Origin of the sequence: Sphingobacterium sp. B16(2022) (assembly GCF_012030425.1) — a bacterium.
GTDB lineage: Bacteria > Bacteroidota > Bacteroidia > Sphingobacteriales > Sphingobacteriaceae > Sphingobacterium > Sphingobacterium anhuiense.
Window position 1 is genome coordinate 1,914,041 of sequence record NZ_JAAUVN010000001.1, and the last position, 19,333, is coordinate 1,933,373.

Sequence of the window (19,333 nt, forward strand, 5' to 3'; positions counted from 1 at the left end):
TCTCGGAGTACAATATATTTCATCGGTAGATAACCGTTTCCTAAAAATCCGTTTACGATATTTTCAACTGCTTTTATTATTCATATCATGATTTAATATTATTACTAGAGATCCACTGCAACTGATGTTTTTTTTTCTATTGGATTAGACTAAGCAGATATTTTCAGCAATATCTTTCTACAAAAAAAATCCATTTCCATGTTAAGCAATTTTTAAGTATATTTTAATTAAAATATTGAAAAAGGGTTTCGAACTAAATCGCCATTATGGGTGGATTCACAACCATATACATGAAGCAGTAATTGTTAGTGAACGCCGATATTAACACTAACAGCAGTAGGTACTAGACCCTTTTCTTAATTTAGATAGGATTTCTTAAAAACAATATGGCCGTTTAGAAATCATTTACAATATGAACTGAAAATCAAGGATTAAAAAATAAAAAGCAAAATAGTTTTGTATTCTTCAATTGCGCGCAATGATAAGTAATCTTATTTTACCCTGTATACGGGAAACCGTAAAGGAGAAAATGGAGGAATACATTCGGCTTTATCGCGTATGCTTAACAGACCCTGCATAATTTATACTACCGATTGCAATTGCGCCTTTGTCTTTCAATTCGTTTCAGGAACCAAAATGATTATTACACCTTTTATATTAATTCAAAATCAATTACATTCATCGCTGATAAAAGTCTTTTTTATTTCCTTTTATAGTATATTAGCAAATACTATATTTCTTATGCTAACCGTGATACAAATTTAAAATTCAGTCTGCCATTTTCGCCAAACCACAAACCATCTATAATTTTACAAATACGACAAATACAAAATGAGAGTTTATAAAACGGGAATTATTCTGATTATTTTAAGTTGGATTGCTTGCTTAAATCCTTATTGGATAATATTTGGAGGACCAGTTTTTATAATCGGACTTTTGATAGTATGGCTCTCTAAAATCAAGCTAAAGACAAAATTACTAACGACCTTTTTACCACTGCTACTTTGGTATCCTGGAATGCTTGCATTCGTCTTTTTAGTCTCAAAGCATATGACACCAGAGACCTTTCTAATTCCTAAAGACTTTAGAGGTCAAATCACGCTAATTTATAATGAGCCTTGTGGACAGACTGTTCCAAAAGTAGATGGAAGACTGATTTACAAAATTCCAGATAATGGAGTTATGATACTCACAAACAAATTTGAGACTGGTATCATAGACCAAGAGTATTATTTTGTTGATAAAAACTGGAACAAAATAGAAAAAATACCAGAACTTATACAGCAAGACTTTAACGAAGACTACACACTTGAAAAGAACAAAAATGAGCCTCCAAGAAATAAGGTCGGTATATTTTTACTTGGGACAGCTAGTGGATCTACTGCAATGAATGAGAATTATGAGTTTCATATGATGGCAGTCACTTCCTGGGACAATTTTAGAGTTCAAGACGATGGAGGTATTCCGGACAAATTAATCGACAGCTTATTATTCCAATGCAGGAAAAAATAACCATACAATATTTAATTGGTGTAGGACTTGCACTTTTGACAATTCCAATAGTTGAAGGGGCGCTTGCGGTACTTCCGAACATTGGTTGGTATTTTTTTACTGTTATGTATATTACGGTATTTACTTTGCAAATCACCTTTTACTACTTGACAACAAACTTCGAATTTGGCTGGACGGTTTTGAGTTTTATTTTGAACTATATACTCTGGACATTTGAGCAAGTAACTATTGAGAAGACTTTTCACGACTCCATTATTTACAATGGAGAGAACGGAAAACTTGGCGTATACATTCTTGGCGGACTACTTTGGGTAACAAATAAAATTCTTATTGATAAACTTTTTGACCTTAATAAATCCATTCACAAGCAGAGCAGTAGAATAAATGCATAGTGAATTTTGCATATTGCTTTTGGCTTCTTTGGTACTTTTACTTGTGAATACTTGATGACAATAAAGAGGATATCATTTTAATGAATTTTTACACTTGTAATTGTAAAGCATATATTTTGTTTACGAAATGATTTAACATGAGCTAGTTAGAAAATTTAACAAAGCCTATTTATCCAAAGCAAAATATCCTCCATCTTTTGGTGCACCTCGAAATTCTATCAACATGTTTTCGCGGAGTAGCTTAAGATAACGTTCAACAGTAGAATGACCTTTACCGATAGCAATAGCAAGTTGTTTAGCATTCATACCAGGAGTAGTATTTATAAGGGTAATAAGTCTATTAAGACTATCATTTACACCCTCACGTACACCTTCTACAACAATATCATTTACACCCTCACGTACACCCTCACGTACACCCTCACCTATTCCAAGTCCAGGAAACTCAAGTATAAGATGATCACCATCTTCTTTCCAAATAGGATCTGTTAGGCCATAAGTCTTACAATCCTTCTCCATCCGTCGATTAGAGGCTCCTGAAGCGCGATCTCCAGTAAGATGATGTCCAGTTACCTTCTATCAAGAACTATACTTCTAATCATGCTGAATGAGCGATTACAAGATGGACAATCATCGGTATTATAATGACGATTTGGGGAAAGATTCTGTATATTAGCCTCACTGAACAATATTGCCATTAATAAAAACAAACCTCAATGAAACTGACATTTTATATATTAATGCTTTTAATCTTTTCAACAAATTGTGGAAATAGTCAAACAACAAATTCACAAGAAAATTTGACTGGAAATATTCAGTCTGACTTGAAGGAGCTACTCCCAAATAAAAATGTGCAAGCTGATATTATGGACAATATTTTACAAAGTCCGAGGCAAGTTGAACTGACAAAAAAAATTCAATCAGCAATTACAGAAAACTATGAGTGGTTTTTAGAGTATATGAAAACTGTTCCAAATGGAGAACCTATGCCTTATAATGAAAGGTTGGGTGTGACAAAAGAAGAATATACAGAACTAATGGCTTGGATGAATAATGTTGAAGTCGTTTCGACAGGAAAAGAGAATATCTTTATTGAAATTAAAGATGATTTAATTCGCTTTAAATCACATAACAAACTTGCGAAATTAGACTCACTGACTATTGACTTAAAAAATAATACTGTAAATTATGGACAATATAAAATGTTATTGGCCGACACAATAAATGTTACAACAGACAAAAATGCACTAAAGAGCAAATGGAAGGGATATAGTTGGAAATTTGAAATTCCTAAAAATCTTGACATGGCTGATTTTAAAAACCGAAACACATTAAATGTGATTCAGTACAAATTCACAATAGGACGAATTGAAAAAAATGGTAAAACTTATATGAGCTTAAAAGGTATAGAATATGAAGATGGGACAAAGTCTGTTGATTTTGAATTACCAGTTCAGTTCTGAGGCAAATTTACTATTGCTAACAAGGTGTTGCCAAAAGCTGGGTTAAATGGCTTCAATTAGGCATACAGACCAGGCTTCTTTATAAAGTCTTTCTAACCCATGTTTTCTGCTGTTAGTAAGAGCGGTATAATAGGTAACTATACTAATGGGTAATTGATATAAATCATAAGTGAACAATAGAGCAAAATAAAAACTCTTATTTTTCTATGAAAACATCCCATTTCTGCGATAGGCAGACCAATTTTCTTAAATTTTAATGCAATAGCATATCGAGCCAACGAATCTATAATTATGTAGGATTATCCTATACGTTAGCAATTATCAAGAGTGTTGAAGATGAAATAATTTTACACGCTTACATTTTAAGATTATATATTAAAAACGATCGTTAATTCTAAAATTGCCCAATAGCTTTTCTAACAAACTTCGTCTTTGAGTTATTATTTTCGCTTCGGCAAACAGTCCGTGTTTTAAATGGAATGGTTTATTGAACGATGAAATATTTTTATCAGTCAATATAGCTGTCGCGCGGTAAACAGTATCTGTCATTCCAATTTCAGGTAAATATTTTATTTCCGCCCGTAAGTAACCAAATTCCTGATAAGGATAAGCGGGAATCGAGAGTTTAACACTTTGTCCTTCTTTTACTTTTCCTATAGCAGATGTTCCTAAGTTTAATTCTACCATGAAGTCATCGCTTTTGTAAGATTGATCAACATAAAATATCGATTCACCTTTCTTAACTAAGGTTCCTTCTTTGATATCTTTATTGAAAATCAATTTCCCACCTCTAGAAGATATAATGGAATGGCTATCGATCCAAATCTTAACTTGATTATAAAAACTCATCGTAGTATAAAAGAAAGAATTTAATTCATCTTTGGCTTCAGTATCCATTTCAATTATTCTGAGCATATCATCAGTTGCTTGATAAGAATTATTTACTAAGTTCATTTCAATGTTAATTTTTTGATTTTTTAGGTCAATAAATTCTTGCGTTTTATTTCTGAATTCTGCTAATGAAATAATCTTCTTTTCAAATAGAATTTTATAAGAATTATAATTTTCTTGCTCCAAATTAATCTTTTCATCAAGATTTAATAATTGCTTTTTAATTTTCTGCTGTTCTTCGGTCATGAGTTGGTACTGTCTACTTTTCATTCCCTTTTTATAATCTTTAATGCCATTTTTACTACTATTTTTAAATAAACTATATTGATGTAAAAAATCTGCATATCCTGTTTGCAGTTCAGCCAACTCACCATAGCTTCTTCCTAAAACAAATTGATCAACACTATGATTTTTTTGCTTAAAAAAATGAAGTGTACTGTCAAGATTTTGAAGTAAGTGAAGAACACTAGAATAATCTGCATTACTTCTTATTATCGCAATTGTCGCATTCGGTTTTATAATATCATTTTCTTTATAAAGAATTTTAGCTATATCTCCATCTGTGCGACTTCTAACTTCTTCTATATTTGTTATCTTCTTCAAAAAACCAGTACCGTTTACAATATCCGGATCCTGCATGAAATAGGAAAAAAACAATAGTAAAAAAACAATTATAAGAATAATAAAATTCCCCCATTTGACCACTTTTTTTGGTTGCTTATATAGAATATTTCTAATCTTATGACTCTGTTCCATTATTATAATTGATTTTCCACGAGTTGATAATAATCTCTTTTACTTGCAATTAAATCATGATGGTTTCCTTGCTCTACAAGAGTCCCATTCTTTATAACAATAATATTATCTGCATTTCTAATTGTGTTCAAACGATGTGCAACAATGAATACTGTTTTATTTTGAAATAGTGTTTTTAAATTTTCTAACATAAAAAACTCTGTATTGGTATCTAGAGCATTTGTTGCTTCATCAAAAATGATAATATGTGTATTTTTATAAATAGCTCTCGCTATTAAAATCCGTTGTTTCTGACCTTGACTTACATTAGTTCCATTATTTTCCAAAATTGTCCCCTCTTTATTAGGAAGTGAAGCGACAAATTCATCTAGCTTTGCTAATTTCAATGCCTCGTAAAATCTCTTATAGTCAATAGCTTCTTCAGTCAGACAAATATTGTCTAATATTGATTGTGAAAACAGATAGCTATCCTGCATTGTTGCACTTAAATTTTTTCTCCAATCAACAATATTTATTTGTTTCAAATCAGAATTGCCAATATTAATCTCCCCAAAAGTCGGCTGAATATGATTTAAAAGCAATTTAAGTATAGAGGTTTTACCTCCTCCACTTTCTCCAACAATCGCTGTAACTGTATTACGCTTAGCCCGAAAAGAAACATTGTCTAAAATTATTTTACCTCCGACTTTATAAGAAACATTTTCAAATTTAATTTCTTTAAAATCCTTATAGCCCTGGTCATATCTTTTATTATTATCCACCTCATCTGGAACATCATACATTTCATTAAGCCTTTGTATACTTAGTTTAGCATCTTGATAAGCTTGTATAAATGAAATAAATTGTTGAATAGGATTATTTAACTGCCCTAGAATATATTGAATCGACAATAAAACACCTAAACTAATAGTACCTTCAATAACTAGTTTTGCGCAAAGAAAAGTTATTATAATATTCTTAGATTCATTGATAAAAGTAGCCCCGCCTTGCTGCCATTGATTTAAATTAAGATTTTTAATATTAAAAAGAAATAGATTTGCTCTTAAATCCTCCCATTCCCATCTTTTTTTTCTTTCAATATTATATAACTTTATATCCTTAAGCCCCTCAATAAGTTGTAGAGTATTAGATTGAATTTCTGAACCAGATTGAAATCTTAAAGTATCCAACTTTTTTCTTTTAGGTAGAAAAGATAATGTCCATAGTGTATATACAACCGTGAATCCTAAAAAAACCAAAAAAATATCTTGATTATAATACAGAACCAAAATACTGTATATAACAAGATTAAGTAGTGAAAAAATAATTCCAATTACTTGATTTGTAAAGAAAGATTCTATTCTTTTTTGATCATCTAGTCTTTGCAAAAAATCTCCTTTAGTTCTAGTTTCAAAATATTTTACAGGCAGTTTGAACACCTTAGCAAAAAAATCATTGAGAATAAATATATTAACTCGGATACTTATGTGCATTAGAATCCAAGATCGAATAAACTCAATTGAAACCTTTCCTAATATTAATGCTAACTGACTAAATAGGATTATCTTGATAAAGGAAATGTCACTCAGTAAAATGCCCTTGTCAACAATATTTTGCATTAAAAAAGGGAATATTAATTGTATTACACTTCCGACCACAAACCCAATAAAAAGCTGAAAAAATAAAAATTTAAAATTTTTAAGATACCCTAGGATATTTCGAAATATGTGGTTGTCCGTTTTTTCTGATATTTCTTCAAAAAATTTATTATTTGGGAGAAATAAAATAACATATCCTCTTTGATCTTTATCGAGCCAATATTTAGAAAAATCTGTTAAATTAAATGTTTCTATCTGATGAGCAGGATCAGCTATAACAGCTTTTCTTTTATTTATTTTATAGAGAACAACAAAATGATTATTACTCCAATGTAAAATACAAGGGTGATTCACTTCAAGTAGCTCCTCAATAGACAATTTCACTACTTTTGATACAAGATTAAGCTTGTCACTTGCTACTGAAAGATCATAAAGAGAATTTCCTTCTTCTGATAATTCTAATGATTCGTCTACTTGTACAGATTTATCAACTCCGAATGCCAAACATATCATTTTTAAACATGCTCTTCCACATCCCATTTCATTGATCTGTTTAATCAATCTATAGTTTCTCATTTTACATAAATGTTTAGTAATTCTTTGTGGAATTTCTTTGCACTATACCGCTTTTTAATAAAGTGTAAAATATTATGTGAGTAGATATCTCTAGTTGGCTTGTCTTTTATAATCTCAGTTAATCGTTTTTTTAATGTTTCTATTTTCACTTTACCATGAGTGTCCAACGGCACTTTAAATACACTGTTTTCCGGGAATGATGCAAATGATGGTATATCAGCAACTAATATAGGTAAAGCATAGCTTGCTGCCTCTAAGAAGGAAATACTAAGCTGCTCATTGTTGGATGGCAATACAAAAAGGTCGGCTATTTGATACAATTTATCGATGATGATTTTATTTTCCCTAGGGATATATCCTGTAAAAATAATACTACCTAAACATTTTAATGATAACTGAAGAGCTGAAGATAATTCGCCATCACCCACTACAATTAATTTCAAATTTGGAAATTCTGTCAATAACATAGGTAAAACTTTCAATAATTCATAAATACCCTTTTGGACATGAATCCTACTATTGAACAAAATCACAAAATCTCCTTCTAAAATATTGAAACTACTTCTTATACCATTTTTTTTATCTGAAGAATATCTTCTTTTTAGAAAAACACCAGTTTTTAATAATGACAAATTACAGGTTTCTAATTTAAAGTGGTCTGAACAGCGCTGAAGTATGGGCTCTGAAAGACAAATTATACGATTACAAATTTTAAGTAATAACGTTTCTCGTTGTACTGTTAATTCTTGTTCTTCACCTAATTGAAAAGAATCAAAATGCATCGTATAAACCAAGTGCACATTATGTTTTGTTTTTATAATGTCTGCTAGGTGATAATGATTTGGGGTATTAAAGTGAAAAACATCATTTTTTGTTATATGATATTCTTCATTTAAAGAATTATAAAGATCATGATGAGGTAAATTATATAAATTTCTATTATTGAAATGACAGCAGAAGACCTCAGCACCTGAAATTTGACTCACTTCAATATATTCCTCCTTCTCTGATCGAATAAAGTCAACAAAAATAAGTTTAAAAATTTTGTCCTTTTTAAACAATTGAAAAATAATACTAACATAACTTCCTATGCCATATAATCTCGATACGGCAGAGGAATTCACCAGAAATAATCTTTTCATACTATCTTACCAAATATTTATAATCCTTGATAAATTTTGAATACAGATAATAAATTATAAACTCATGTGTTCTATTATTTGTCTCGAATATTCTATTGACGAACATATGAATGATAGAACTACAATACTCCTGTTTTGATAAATTATCTTTCTTCAGATTTTGTTCTATAAAAGATATTCTTGTTCCTTTACGAATACCCGACAAGTAAGAAATCGTCTTATTCGAAAGTACTTTTCCGATATCAATGATATTCGGCCTGATATATTCTTTATACAATCTATCTAAGAATATTTTTCCTGTTTTATGGAATTCAAGTTCTCTTTGAAAACTGTCACGAAACATGTTTGAGAATTGCAGCTTTTCAGTGAGTGTAAAATTAAATAGATCAAGGAGGTCCTGTATAAAGGTTATACAGATTAGATACAGCTCTTGCTCTTCGTGTGGTGTGCTTAAAATCTTTATAATAAAGTTGCTATGTAAATGAAATAAGGATTCGGTTTCTTCCATATTTTCATAACCATATCGCTCAAGTTCCCGTTCATAAGTATCAATCGATAAAGTCGATATGATTTCTTTATTAATCAAATAACTGAACATTTTGGAAAATTCAGATTGAACCAAATTGTTATCGTTAGACAGTATTCGTAACCGTAAATGAAAATTAGGATCAGAATAACGAATAAAAAAACATTTCTTCACATCTACAATTTTAGCAATTCTACTTAATGTTGGGTATATGTGTTTTTTTAAAACCATATTAGCAAGATCGCTATTTAGGTAAATCTTAAAATATAACCAATCACCACCGGGAATTTGGTCTTTTTGAATATTGTTTTTTTTCTTATTTGATACGGGTTTGGGATCCTTTAGATTTTTATTATATCCTGTAGCCACATATTCATTGATATCAGATTCATCACCATCAAAAAAATATTCCTTGATGGTGATAGATTTTGATTTACTATGAAACTCTTTTAAGAGGGCGAATAAACTATTATTTTCTAAATCTATAAAAAGCTCATTATCACCTTCGGAAATAATAAATTTGTTGGGAACATTCTCACTTTTCAGAACATCGATTAATTTATCATCAGCAATCTCACCCAAATCTATCTTCCAGCTCCTGGGACTTAGAATAATATCTTTATAAGTAACACGTGGTAAATATTTAAAAAATTGAGTATTACTTCCAAAATCAAAGTTAAAAGTATTTCCCTGATTATTTAAATCGCATAAAAGTTTATAAACAGGTAAGCTGTCAAAATTATAATTATGTGCGCACGAATGATAAGGTATGAGTGCTTTTTTATGTTGAGCAGATAACAGTTCAATTTCATCATTTCTGAATCTTAAAAAGAGGTCATCAAATTTTAAATTACTAATGTCACTATTTCCAACAGCTACATAGGGAAGCTCTAATTGACGGCTATGTTGTCTTAACATCACATTTCCTAACCTATCCATTCCTGGAAAATGTACAACTTCAGCCACTTTTTTCCCGCTGTGATAATCTTCTTCATGATCGCATATTCTTTCTATCAGTTTCTCGATACTTGAATCGCAATGTACAAATCTGCCGACAACATTAGCAGCAGATTTACCATTAAAACCTTTTAAGAGATATTTAGAAGATCCATTTTCAATTTTATGAGAAAATATTAGGGAAAAAGAGGCTGGTAAATTTATTGCTCGATCTGGAAATCTTCTCAAGTCGGTATCTGAAATCTCTATATCAGACCGTGTTGCAAGTGCGTTAACAATCTTTTTTAACCAAAATGTATCTTTATCGCTTAAAGTTAAAGTAGTATTCACCTTTCTATTTAACATATTTGATAAACTTGGACGAAGTGGCTGATATTTACTCTCCAATCCAATGTCTGGATCCATAACTGTACTTAAAGAAATTGTTCGATTTCCATACTTTTCAAAAAACTTATTTTTGAAATTATACAAATTACCAGATACATTATGTCCAACAGTGGTAAGAAAAAAAATTACATTTTGAATACTCTTTAATTGATCCCAATCCAAAATATTTTCTGGAATATATGTATCAATTTGTATAAAATTTTTTGGGACATCTATAAATGTTAATTCAATAAGACATTTCCTTACATCTTCATAAAGCTCTATGTAATTAATATGACCTTGATTATTCGTGTTTTCGATTCTTAAAATAATTTCTCTTATTTCACTGAGTTTAGAAATAATCTCAGGTAAATCTCTATCTAAAAATTTAGATTTCAAAAATTCAATTATATAATTTAACTGCTCCTCTTTACTTGTTAATTTAATCTGAAATTCCGAAATGATAAATCCTTCTTGAATTAAATTATGGATAAAGTCAATAGCTTCATCTTTCTCATATCCTAAGTTGACAAGAAAATCAACTAAGTAATTGATCGATCGACCTTCATTCGAACATTGACTTATAATTTCTTGGATTACAGAATTACTTTTGACTGAAAGCAGAGAGAATTTTTTATAATTATTATTTGGATTGGAATAATTTATATATTTTATTACACCTAACGAATTATAAACTGAATTATTCTTATGGAAAAGTACGCGTTTCTTCAAAACATCCAAAGAATTCATATAATTAATAATTTGTGAAATACAGACTGTATCCAATCTAACATTTCGTTGGATCCCTACAGATTCTCTACTATGATTACCAGTTGATATTGTAGAAAAAAGACCAAATGGTGTACATCGAGTCTGCATTCGAATATAGTATTTATACAAACTGTTAAGAAGCTTCTGAGTGGGTTTCAAGTTATTTTCCAAATGCCTAACAACTTCAAAATAAAAATCCCTGGAAGCTAAATAAATAGCTTCTTTAAAGATTTCATTTTCATTAAAAAATTGTAAGATGTTTACTTGATGCCCCCCATTTTTCTTTAATAGTGGCGATCTTTTTACAAGAACTTTATCGAATGTAATATTTAATCGAGAAGCAGAATTTTTTTCCATTGCATGTCGTTGTTTAATATTGAAAGTAAGCCCAAACCAATCCCTGAAATCCCCTCTAATAGTGTATAATTTTCTCTATAGCCTATTCCGGATATATAGTTTTTTTGAAACTCTTCGCTAGAAGGAAATTTTTTTAAATAGATATTCAAATAAAACTCCATTTGTTGTTTATATTTTGATTCGGAATACTTATTTAAAAGATGTGAATACATGAGACTATTTCCAATTAGCCCATGACAGAGACCGCTATCCATAATACCTTGTTTATCAAAAGGTATTAGAGGGATATTATTTAAAATATCAGTGCATCTTTCTTCTATATTATCGTTCTTCATTATTTTAGCAGCATTTAATAGAATGATGGAATTTCCTAAATCTCCATAGCACCAAGCAATTCTCGATGATTTTTTTTCGGAAAAATCGCCTCGTTCTATAATAAAAGGAAAGTAAAAATGATTGTGCGATTGTTTTGTAATCAATTCAATTAAATTAAACAATTTGGCTAAAGTGTCTGTCACTTTCTGGACTCTAATACCAGATTCTTTCGCTAACATTAATGCATGTATGATAGACACATTTCCATGAGAAATTCCCAAATTAATTTGATCGGGTCTACTTCTATTGTTAGCTACTTCATAAAATGGAAAATATGTAAGATGTTGGTCGATATCAATATTTCCATCAAGCAAATTATCGGTCATTTTCTCAACAATGGATTTACACAGCTTTTTTTGTCTATAACGATGTAACAAATAAATATAAGTTCCAGTCCCTCCATGTAAATAGTCATAGTTACCTTCGATAAATCGTTCATTTACCCATGCTGCTAATTGAAAATCAATGTCCGGAATTATATCATTTGGATCTTCTTCAATGAAACCCTCGAGTAGACAAATATCTAGTAACCAAGCAACTCCAGCCATTCCACTACATAAACTACCATTAAGAGAAACATGTCTTAATTTTTTCAATAAATGCTCTAACATACCTCTACCATAATCTTCAAATTTGATTTGGTTTAACTGACGACCAAGATAAAAATAGAAAAGTATGCTCCCTCCCATATCACCAAATAAAAATGGGGAGGCAGATTCCTGCTTTCTAGATCGTAATTTCTTTTCAATGTTCCTTAATTCTGATATTATTTTATCCATAACATCTTAATTTTGGGGACTAGATAATAGATCACTGCACATAAACTTATAAATCCAATGAATGATACCAAAATGTATGATTTTAAAAAGAGGACTCCTTCTCCATATGCATCTTGCATAATTAGAAATGGATAACAATACACATTTAAATAACTATATTTCCACGCTGTCAGGAAAAAAGAAAAAAACAATAGCATCAAAAATGGTAAAACCGTAATTAAAAAATTATTAAAAAAGATGTTAATTAATATTTGGATACTTAAAATGAAGAAATTGACAACTATTGCGGTTATTGCAAAGAATATGATAAATGTTGGTTTATAAAGTATAAATTCGGGAATATCATAGATTGCTCCAAAAGTGTATCCAATAATCAATAATAGTGCAGTTGATGTTACAATGCAGAAAAAAAGAAAAATGCAAAGTATCAATTGTTTAGATAAATAGAAATTTCTGATTTTTAAAGGTAGAATGATATGACTTCTAAAACCATTGTAACGGTGCTCGGAATCAAATATTACGAATGGTAATACGATCGCGTACAGAGAAAATAAAAATGACAACATCACAATGGAATCTTTACAAAGAATAACCCAAACATCATAGCCGCTTTCACTTACTTTCAAAAGACCTTCTTTTTGATTGAAAAAAATAACTAAAACCAACACTAAGGGCAACCACAAACTCACTAATAACAACTTGTTCCGTGTTATTTTATAAAAATCGGCGACCAATATATTTTTCAGATTAATCATGTGGTACAATTTTGAATTTCGAAATACAATTCCTTTAACGAATAGGTTTTTTCTTCTAATATATCTTCACATATAAAGAAGTCCTTATTCATATTTATTACTTTAATCTCATTGGTTTCTTTTTTTCTATAAAAAGCTTCACTCTTCACTAATTGAAGGTTCTTAGGATGATCTGTTATTGTAGTTATTAAAAATGAGTTTGACTGCTCTTTTGAGAAAGCTAGAATCAAAGAACCGTTTTTGATCATTAAAAACTTAGTACAGAGCACTTCCAGTTCGTTGAGATCATGACCCGAAATAATTATAGTTAACCCCTTTAGTTTATTCAGTGATAAAATTTTACTGGTCAAAAATTGACTATTAATCGGATCAAGAGCAATCCATGGTTCATCTAAAAATAAAACTGACGGATCATTAAGCAGGGCTATAACAATACGCAATCGCTGTTGATATCCTGAAGAAAGCTGACTTACTTTAAACTTTGTATATTCAGTCATACCAAACTCATCTAAGAGATCAAGGCCATATTGGATAGGCACATTTAGCAATTTGCAGTAATAATTAATGTTCTCGACTACGCTTAGCGTTCCATATGTTGCAGAACGATCCAAGACAGCTGCTATATTCGACTTCAATGCTAATAAATTCTCTTTATTGTCATACGACTTAAAGAAAACATTTCCTGAATAATTTGAATAAACACCTGTCATGATATTGATCAATGTTGACTTTCCAGCACCATTTTGGCCAATTAGACCGACAATATCACCTTCTTCCACATGGAAGCTTATGTCATTTAATATATTGTTTTTCCCAAAAGAAAAACTCAAGTCTCTAATGTTATATATATTTCCCATCAATAATGTGTTGGAGTCATGTGTGGAATGAAAATAAAAGCATCAAATTCTTTGAACCAAAAATTTTCTAAGTTGTTAAATCCTAAAAATCGCATTACACTTGATTTATTTTTCAAAGCATCATTAGTGTAGAAAATACTTGCATCAGGATGATTGTTTTTCAAGAAATATTCAACAGTAGTACTAGTCGCGGGATTATTTCGCTGAATATTACTAGTAGCAATATTAGTTGAATAACCGTCATAAGAGGTTGTCATGATGGTAAACATTTCGTCTTTAAATTTATTTTTAAGGTAATAACCAAGATTCTTACCAAATTTATTGGTATTTAGAATATGCTTGTTTGCTGACCACAAGACAAATTTTTCATCCGGAAATTGTTCCATTTGAAAAATGGTGTTTTCAAACATAACAGAATCACGGTAAGCATTATATTTATCTCCTTTTAGAAACATCTTTGCATAGTAAAAATCATAAATATTCTGCAGGTATCTTATATAAAGTTGTTGCTCCCCATTGGTTGATGTGAAATCGGAATTTATTAAATCGATAAGTAGTTTAATTTCCCGCAAACACGCCTCTCTGTTCTTATCCATTTTACTTGATTTTGAATTGAAATAAAGCACTGGACCATAACCATTTTTCAATGAATGCCAAAAATGACGATAGTGATATTGCTCAAATGATGGTATAGTGTTTAAATAACGAACCAAATCTTCATAAATCTTTTTCTGCGTAAATATAGTTGGTATCTGAAAATCGATCCCTCGCACAATAAATGGATCAGATGTTTTAGCAGATTGATATATATGCTGTCTTAATTCCTTTGTTTCTTTTGATTTAGCCCAAAATGGATTTAAGGCCACGCTGAAATCTATGTTTTGAGCATTCCGTAAGCTTTCATTTAATCGATAAGTCGGATAAAAATTACTCTCAAAAAAAAGAACATTAAAGCCATTTTTTTTAAGGAATATGACTAATTCTGAATTAAGAGCCTGGGTAGCACCATCACCATGTTGCTGCTCACCAAGTAATACCAATTTTTTTTCCTTTAAGTTTTTAATCAAACTAAAATTTTCCAAATCATTGAATGCGATCTTGTAATTTTGTAAAGAATCTGCAATAAACCTTTGCTCGGTTGATTTGCTTTCTATAGACTTATTCAAACTCCAAGTAATGATACCGAAAACCGTAACTACTATTAAAAAAAAGAAAACCATTATCCACAACAGATGTCTAAACCTCATAAAAAATCCTTTGTATCAAATCTTGTGTTTCTTGCCGGTCTTTACCTCCCAAAATTTTCTTTAAAACTTCAAACGGAACTTCTACATCTTCATCTGAATTAATCTTATCGATGTTATATCGATAGGTACGACGACATTTGTCATACTCAATCGGAAAACCTAGTTCTTTCATCTCTGACAAGTCTTTCAGAAGAGCACTACGAGACAAATCCATTTTCTTTGCAAATTCTACGGGGTTCCCAGTCCTTTTCTTCTTGATCAGAAAATGTATTTTACTCATTCTACTTATATAACTATACAAGCTCATATTTCACAAAAAATTAATTACAATTTAATTTAAGATATTTCACTCTAAGGTATAAGGTAAATTTGAGAAATAAAAATTTTTACAGAAATAAATATGAGTCCACATATAAAAGACTTTAACTACCTATCTTTAAAGTGTATTTTAATATGTTATATGTATATAATTTAATGTCATGAAAAAAATGAATGTAAAGAAATTACGTTTTGACAAGTTATCAGAACTTAATTTGAATCAGAGTAAAGAGATCAAAGGTGGAAATGCAGCATGGACAGGAGGTTGTTCAGATGGTTGCCCTTCTTTCTTGGAAACATCTTTAAATTGTACAAATGGGGGCTGTACAGCTGACTGTTCTGGAGAATGGAACTGCTTCACAACAGACTTATGTACAGGCTATTTGTAGGAAAAAAAAGCGTTTCCTTGCTTAGCAATTAACTCAATCAGTAAAAGGAGGATGTCAAGTTTATTCCACATCCTCCTTTTTAAAACGTCACTTTTAAAAAGTAATAAATATTTAACAACAAATTTACATGAATAATATTTTCACTAAAAACATGCGTACTAATAATTTTACAATAAAATAAACATAGTTAATAAAAAAATTTAAAGGTGTAAATATTTATTATAAAAGAAATATTTTAATATATATGCAAAATCCATATTGATACAATTGTGCAGCTAAGAAATTATAAAAAAAGACTGAATGATAAAGAAAATCGATTTATTAACAGTTTCATAACAATTTATTATTACAAAGGCTATGTTATTCATGATACAATCTTGAACAAAATGAAAGTTTTTCAAAAAATGAATCTATATGTTTAAAATATGTGTGATTATGGCAGCTGGTCAAGGAACCCGTTTAGCACCACTCACAGCTACAAGACCGAAAGCTATGTTACCGGTGGACGGAGCACCGCTTATTTCAAAAACGTTGCTTCAGCTCAAAAATAAAATTAAAAATATAGTAGTAACAGTAGGAGAACATTCAGAAGATTTAGTAATATACGTCCTTGAAAATGGCGGTACCAAAGTACTGTCTACATTATATAAAGGAAATTGCTGGTGGTTATTCAACTCTGAAATTAGAGAGATTGATGAGCCGGTTCTGGTTTTACCTTGTGATAATATCACCAATCTTAATTTACCCTTTATTTATGATAATTACCAGCAACTGGGTTCCCCCCCCTGTATGGTTGTCCCTATTTCACCTAAACATGAGATTGAAGGAGATTTTATATCATCTAATAATGGAATTGTAACTGCGATTTCCAGAAATGTAAAACAACCCATTTATTGCTCAGGAATTCAAGTAGTTAATCCAAAAACAGTCAATAATCTTTGTAAACAAAACGAAGATTTTTCAGATGTTTGGAATGAATTAATATCAATACAAGGACTCACATGTTCTAGCATCTATCCAGAAAAATGGTACTCAATTAATACCGTTGAACAATTAAATATTTATAACGAAACTCAAGTACAGAATGAAAATCTTTCACTTAGATTTACCGTCAAAGATCATTTATAAAAAAAACAAGATCAGTAAGATAGACCACTCTTCTGTAGCAGAGATCTTTTCAATCACTGCTATTCAATCTTGTTTTGATATATCTATTGATGAGCATTGGCATTCCAATAAATATGGATTTCCATTATCAAGGACGGAAATAACGACATTCATGACTCATAGAGAGGCATGGAAACGTATTACAGAGGAAAAACCAGCGTTTCATTTAATTATAGAAGAGAATATCTCAATTGATTTTGACCTAAATGATGCTATTAGAGACTTAGAAAATCTACCTGATGACTGGGATGTCTTTTTTCCATATGATATGTATCAAGTTGCAGAAGAAGAGTCCCAATTAAAAAACGTTGAATTATTGAATGAGAATGTTCGGGAAAAAAGAGAATTAGAGGCTTACCTACTAAGTTTCAATTGGGGTAGTTCAATTTATTTCATAAACCTCAATGGTGCACAAAAGCTGTTAGAAACAAGTGTAATTAAGCAGACCGTTGAAGATGAAATGATTTCGTTGACAGCAGGTGACCGATTGAATATGTATTACAGTGAAGTATCTTGGTTCAATATTAGAAATCATCCTAAAAAAAACAATATAGAAAGAGAAGAAATAATTCTCGATACAATTTTATCATACAATGTGTGGACCGAAGATGATAATAAATTATTACATGAAGTTTTGAAAATTATATCCACTACAGCATCAGAATTAAATATACCTCTTATTCTCCAAGGAGGATCGCATTTAGGTTATGTTCGACACGGAGGAAAAATGCCCTGGGATGATGATATTGATATTGGTATTGAAAAAAAATATGTCGAAAAATTAATTGAAAAGTTAATTGAAAAAGATCTATCGATAAAGCTCCTTGTAGAAAGGAGAACAGATTCGGTTTATTATAAAATATGGAGTGATAAAGGAATTGAGATAAAGGGCTACCCTTATAAGTTTCCATTTGTAGATCTATGGATGTATCAAATCATCGGAGAAGATTTTGTTTTTGAGAACGGCATAATCTGTCCCAACGCTGCTTCTAGTACATTAAAAGATGTACAATTTGAAAATTCTATTTTTCAGATTGTACATAATTCCTTAGAGTGCCTTGATACTAGATATAAAGATTGGCGAAATACAATAAGAATTTATAGTTGGAGTCATAAAAATGAACGGCCTGAAAACTATATTTTAAAAGCTCATATCAAAGTAAATGAATATGGTAGGTTAATAAAAAACATTTAAACTTGTTGCGAATAGAAAGTAATGCAGAGCTTTTTTCAATATTGAGCTCCGCATTTTTAATTACACAAGTTTTTTTACTTCTTTCCTTGTTGTTTTTTGGGCGGAAGTAACGACGGAGTATTGCCCGGAGTTTCCTTATTATCCCGTTGACGTCTGTCTGGTTTTCCTGTTGAGTCAGCAATTCTTTTTGGGCCTGTTTTTAGTGCCATAATATTAAAATTTAAGTTATAAATTGTATTAATTATCATCTAAGAAATTATCAGAACTGGTATAAAATCAGGTTCTGGTATAAATTTCGAAAATATCGTAAAAAGTGATGTCATCTTCTATGGTTTTAAGATAAACGATCTTTTCACTTGCAAATACTGAACTAGGACTAATCACCACTTTCGCTTCGCCTGCACGTACATCGAAATCTAACGCATCATTCTTATTACTGGGTAAAGGCACAAAATCTCCTTTATCTCCTACCTACACCCTTAGTTCTCCTGAAAGACCAGGAGTCTGTGAACAATACAAAGAAAGTACTGTTTTTTTAATCGGAATATTGCGTCTTATATTCTCCTTTTCAGACTCAAACTCTTCACTTGTAATTAAACCTGAGTCCAGCAATTTCTTAAGTTTGTATAGCTCATCTGTAAAGGACTTTTGATTGGCATTTAATATTCCATCAGTCTGCTTCTTGTTCTGGGACAGCAATTGCTTTTCAAACTCGATTTGCTCATTGGATTTTGAAACCAATGTGAATATAAGGCCGATCAATGGTGAAAGTAAGATCGAGAGAAAGAATGCTCCTACAAATCCAATATTTCTATTGGTACCTATAGCACCTACAATTATCGAAAAGAAAATCCAACCTAAAAATACTTCCATTACTCATTTTTTATTGATAATAAATTTAATCTTGATCAAAAATAACGTTTGTTTAAATTGCTATGATACGGGAAACCTTACAATGAAATATT

19 protein-coding genes are annotated in these 19,333 nt (G+C 30.5%); 6 read left to right on the forward strand and 13 right to left on the reverse strand.

The features are described from left to right. Positions 1–831 precede the first annotated feature (831 nt). Positions 832–1,512: a DUF6843 domain-containing protein gene (locus HCX49_RS08400; RefSeq protein WP_168126790.1), complete on the forward strand. Its 681-nt coding sequence runs from the start codon at positions 832–834 to the stop codon at positions 1,510–1,512. Next, complete coding sequence (locus HCX49_RS08405) at positions 1,497–1,904, forward strand: hypothetical protein (RefSeq protein ID WP_132768749.1); 408 nt, start codon at positions 1,497–1,499, stop codon at positions 1,902–1,904. The genes HCX49_RS08400 and HCX49_RS08405 overlap by 16 nt, the downstream gene beginning before the upstream one ends. A gap of 165 nt (positions 1,905–2,069) precedes the next feature. On the opposite strand, the gene HCX49_RS08410 is transcribed toward HCX49_RS08405, so the two are convergent. Next, on the reverse strand, positions 2,070–2,423 hold the full coding sequence (locus HCX49_RS08410; protein WP_132768751.1) for a hypothetical protein: 354 nt from the start codon (positions 2,421–2,423) through the stop codon (positions 2,070–2,072). Positions 2,424–2,620: 197 nt separating this feature from the next. Here HCX49_RS08410 and HCX49_RS08415 point away from each other — a divergent pair, with 197 nt between their 5' ends. Further along, on the forward strand, positions 2,621–3,367 hold the full coding sequence (locus HCX49_RS08415; protein WP_132768753.1) for a hypothetical protein: 747 nt from the start codon (positions 2,621–2,623) through the stop codon (positions 3,365–3,367). Positions 3,368–3,742: 375 nt separating this feature from the next. Here the strand turns inward: HCX49_RS08415 and HCX49_RS08420 are convergent, their stop codons facing one another. The 9 genes from HCX49_RS08420 to HCX49_RS08460 all read right to left on the reverse strand — a co-directional run bounded on the left by HCX49_RS08420 (position 3,743) and on the right by HCX49_RS08460 (position 15,579). Further along, positions 3,743–5,014 (reverse strand): HlyD family secretion protein, encoded by a 1,272-nt coding sequence (locus tag HCX49_RS08420; RefSeq protein WP_168126791.1) that lies wholly within the window; start codon positions 5,012–5,014, stop codon positions 3,743–3,745. A gap of 2 nt (positions 5,015–5,016) precedes the next feature. After that, the gene (locus tag HCX49_RS08425; protein ID WP_168126792.1) at positions 5,017–7,167 is read right to left on the reverse strand and encodes a peptidase domain-containing ABC transporter; all 2,151 of its coding nucleotides are present in this window, start codon (positions 7,165–7,167) and stop codon (positions 5,017–5,019) included. Continuing rightward, entirely contained in the window at positions 7,164–8,309 is a 1,146-nt protein-coding gene (locus HCX49_RS08430) for a glycosyltransferase family 4 protein (RefSeq protein WP_168126793.1), read from the reverse strand. Before HCX49_RS08430 ends, HCX49_RS08425 begins: the two co-directional genes overlap by 4 nt. Before the next feature lies 1 nt (position 8,310). Next, the gene (locus HCX49_RS08435; protein WP_168126794.1) at positions 8,311–11,286 is read right to left on the reverse strand and encodes a lantibiotic dehydratase; all 2,976 of its coding nucleotides are present in this window, start codon (positions 11,284–11,286) and stop codon (positions 8,311–8,313) included. Beyond that, complete coding sequence (locus HCX49_RS08440; protein ID WP_168126795.1) at positions 11,259–12,440, reverse strand: lanthionine synthetase LanC family protein; 1,182 nt, start codon at positions 12,438–12,440, stop codon at positions 11,259–11,261. Before HCX49_RS08440 ends, HCX49_RS08435 begins: the two co-directional genes overlap by 28 nt. After that, positions 12,428–13,195: an ABC transporter permease gene (locus tag HCX49_RS25810; protein ID WP_168126796.1), complete on the reverse strand. Its 768-nt coding sequence runs from the start codon at positions 13,193–13,195 to the stop codon at positions 12,428–12,430. Before HCX49_RS25810 ends, HCX49_RS08440 begins: the two co-directional genes overlap by 13 nt. Next, positions 13,192–14,052 carry an ABC transporter ATP-binding protein gene (locus HCX49_RS08450; protein ID WP_168126797.1) on the reverse strand — a complete coding sequence of 287 codons (861 nt, stop codon included), beginning with the start codon at positions 14,050–14,052 and terminating at the stop codon, positions 13,192–13,194. The genes HCX49_RS25810 and HCX49_RS08450 overlap by 4 nt, the downstream gene beginning before the upstream one ends. After that, a complete protein-coding gene (locus HCX49_RS08455) occupies positions 14,052–15,134 on the reverse strand; it encodes an erythromycin esterase family protein (protein ID WP_168126798.1) in 1,083 nt (360 codons plus the stop codon). Before HCX49_RS08455 ends, HCX49_RS08450 begins: the two co-directional genes overlap by 1 nt. A gap of 154 nt (positions 15,135–15,288) precedes the next feature. Continuing rightward, complete coding sequence (locus tag HCX49_RS08460) at positions 15,289–15,579, reverse strand: HTH domain-containing protein (protein ID WP_168126799.1); 291 nt, start codon at positions 15,577–15,579, stop codon at positions 15,289–15,291. A 199-nt stretch (positions 15,580–15,778) separates the two neighbouring features. Here HCX49_RS08460 and HCX49_RS08465 point away from each other — a divergent pair, with 199 nt between their 5' ends. The 3 genes from HCX49_RS08465 to HCX49_RS08475 all read left to right on the forward strand — a co-directional run bounded on the left by HCX49_RS08465 (position 15,779) and on the right by HCX49_RS08475 (position 18,368). Next, positions 15,779–16,006 carry a hypothetical protein gene (locus tag HCX49_RS08465; RefSeq protein ID WP_168126800.1) on the forward strand — a complete coding sequence of 76 codons (228 nt, stop codon included), beginning with the start codon at positions 15,779–15,781 and terminating at the stop codon, positions 16,004–16,006. A gap of 435 nt (positions 16,007–16,441) precedes the next feature. After that, positions 16,442–17,134, forward strand: a complete 693-nt coding sequence (locus HCX49_RS08470) for an NDP-sugar synthase (RefSeq protein ID WP_168126801.1) — start codon at positions 16,442–16,444, stop codon at positions 17,132–17,134. Continuing rightward, entirely contained in the window at positions 17,091–18,368 is a 1,278-nt protein-coding gene (locus HCX49_RS08475; RefSeq protein WP_168126802.1) for a LicD family protein, read from the forward strand. The genes HCX49_RS08470 and HCX49_RS08475 overlap by 44 nt, the downstream gene beginning before the upstream one ends. Before the next feature lie 74 nt (positions 18,369–18,442). Here HCX49_RS08475 and HCX49_RS25680 read toward each other — a convergent pair whose 3' ends face one another. The 3 genes from HCX49_RS25680 to HCX49_RS25380 all read right to left on the reverse strand — a co-directional run bounded on the left by HCX49_RS25680 (position 18,443) and on the right by HCX49_RS25380 (position 19,241). Further along, positions 18,443–18,577 carry a hypothetical protein gene (locus HCX49_RS25680; protein ID WP_262507104.1) on the reverse strand — a complete coding sequence of 45 codons (135 nt, stop codon included), beginning with the start codon at positions 18,575–18,577 and terminating at the stop codon, positions 18,443–18,445. A 67-nt stretch (positions 18,578–18,644) separates the two neighbouring features. Beyond that, positions 18,645–18,818, reverse strand: a complete 174-nt coding sequence (locus HCX49_RS08480) for a hypothetical protein (RefSeq protein ID WP_168126803.1) — start codon at positions 18,816–18,818, stop codon at positions 18,645–18,647. Between the two features lie 21 nt (positions 18,819–18,839). Then, entirely contained in the window at positions 18,840–19,241 is a 402-nt protein-coding gene (locus HCX49_RS25380) for an SHOCT domain-containing protein (protein ID WP_206368313.1), read from the reverse strand. Positions 19,242–19,333: the final 92 nt, after the last annotated feature.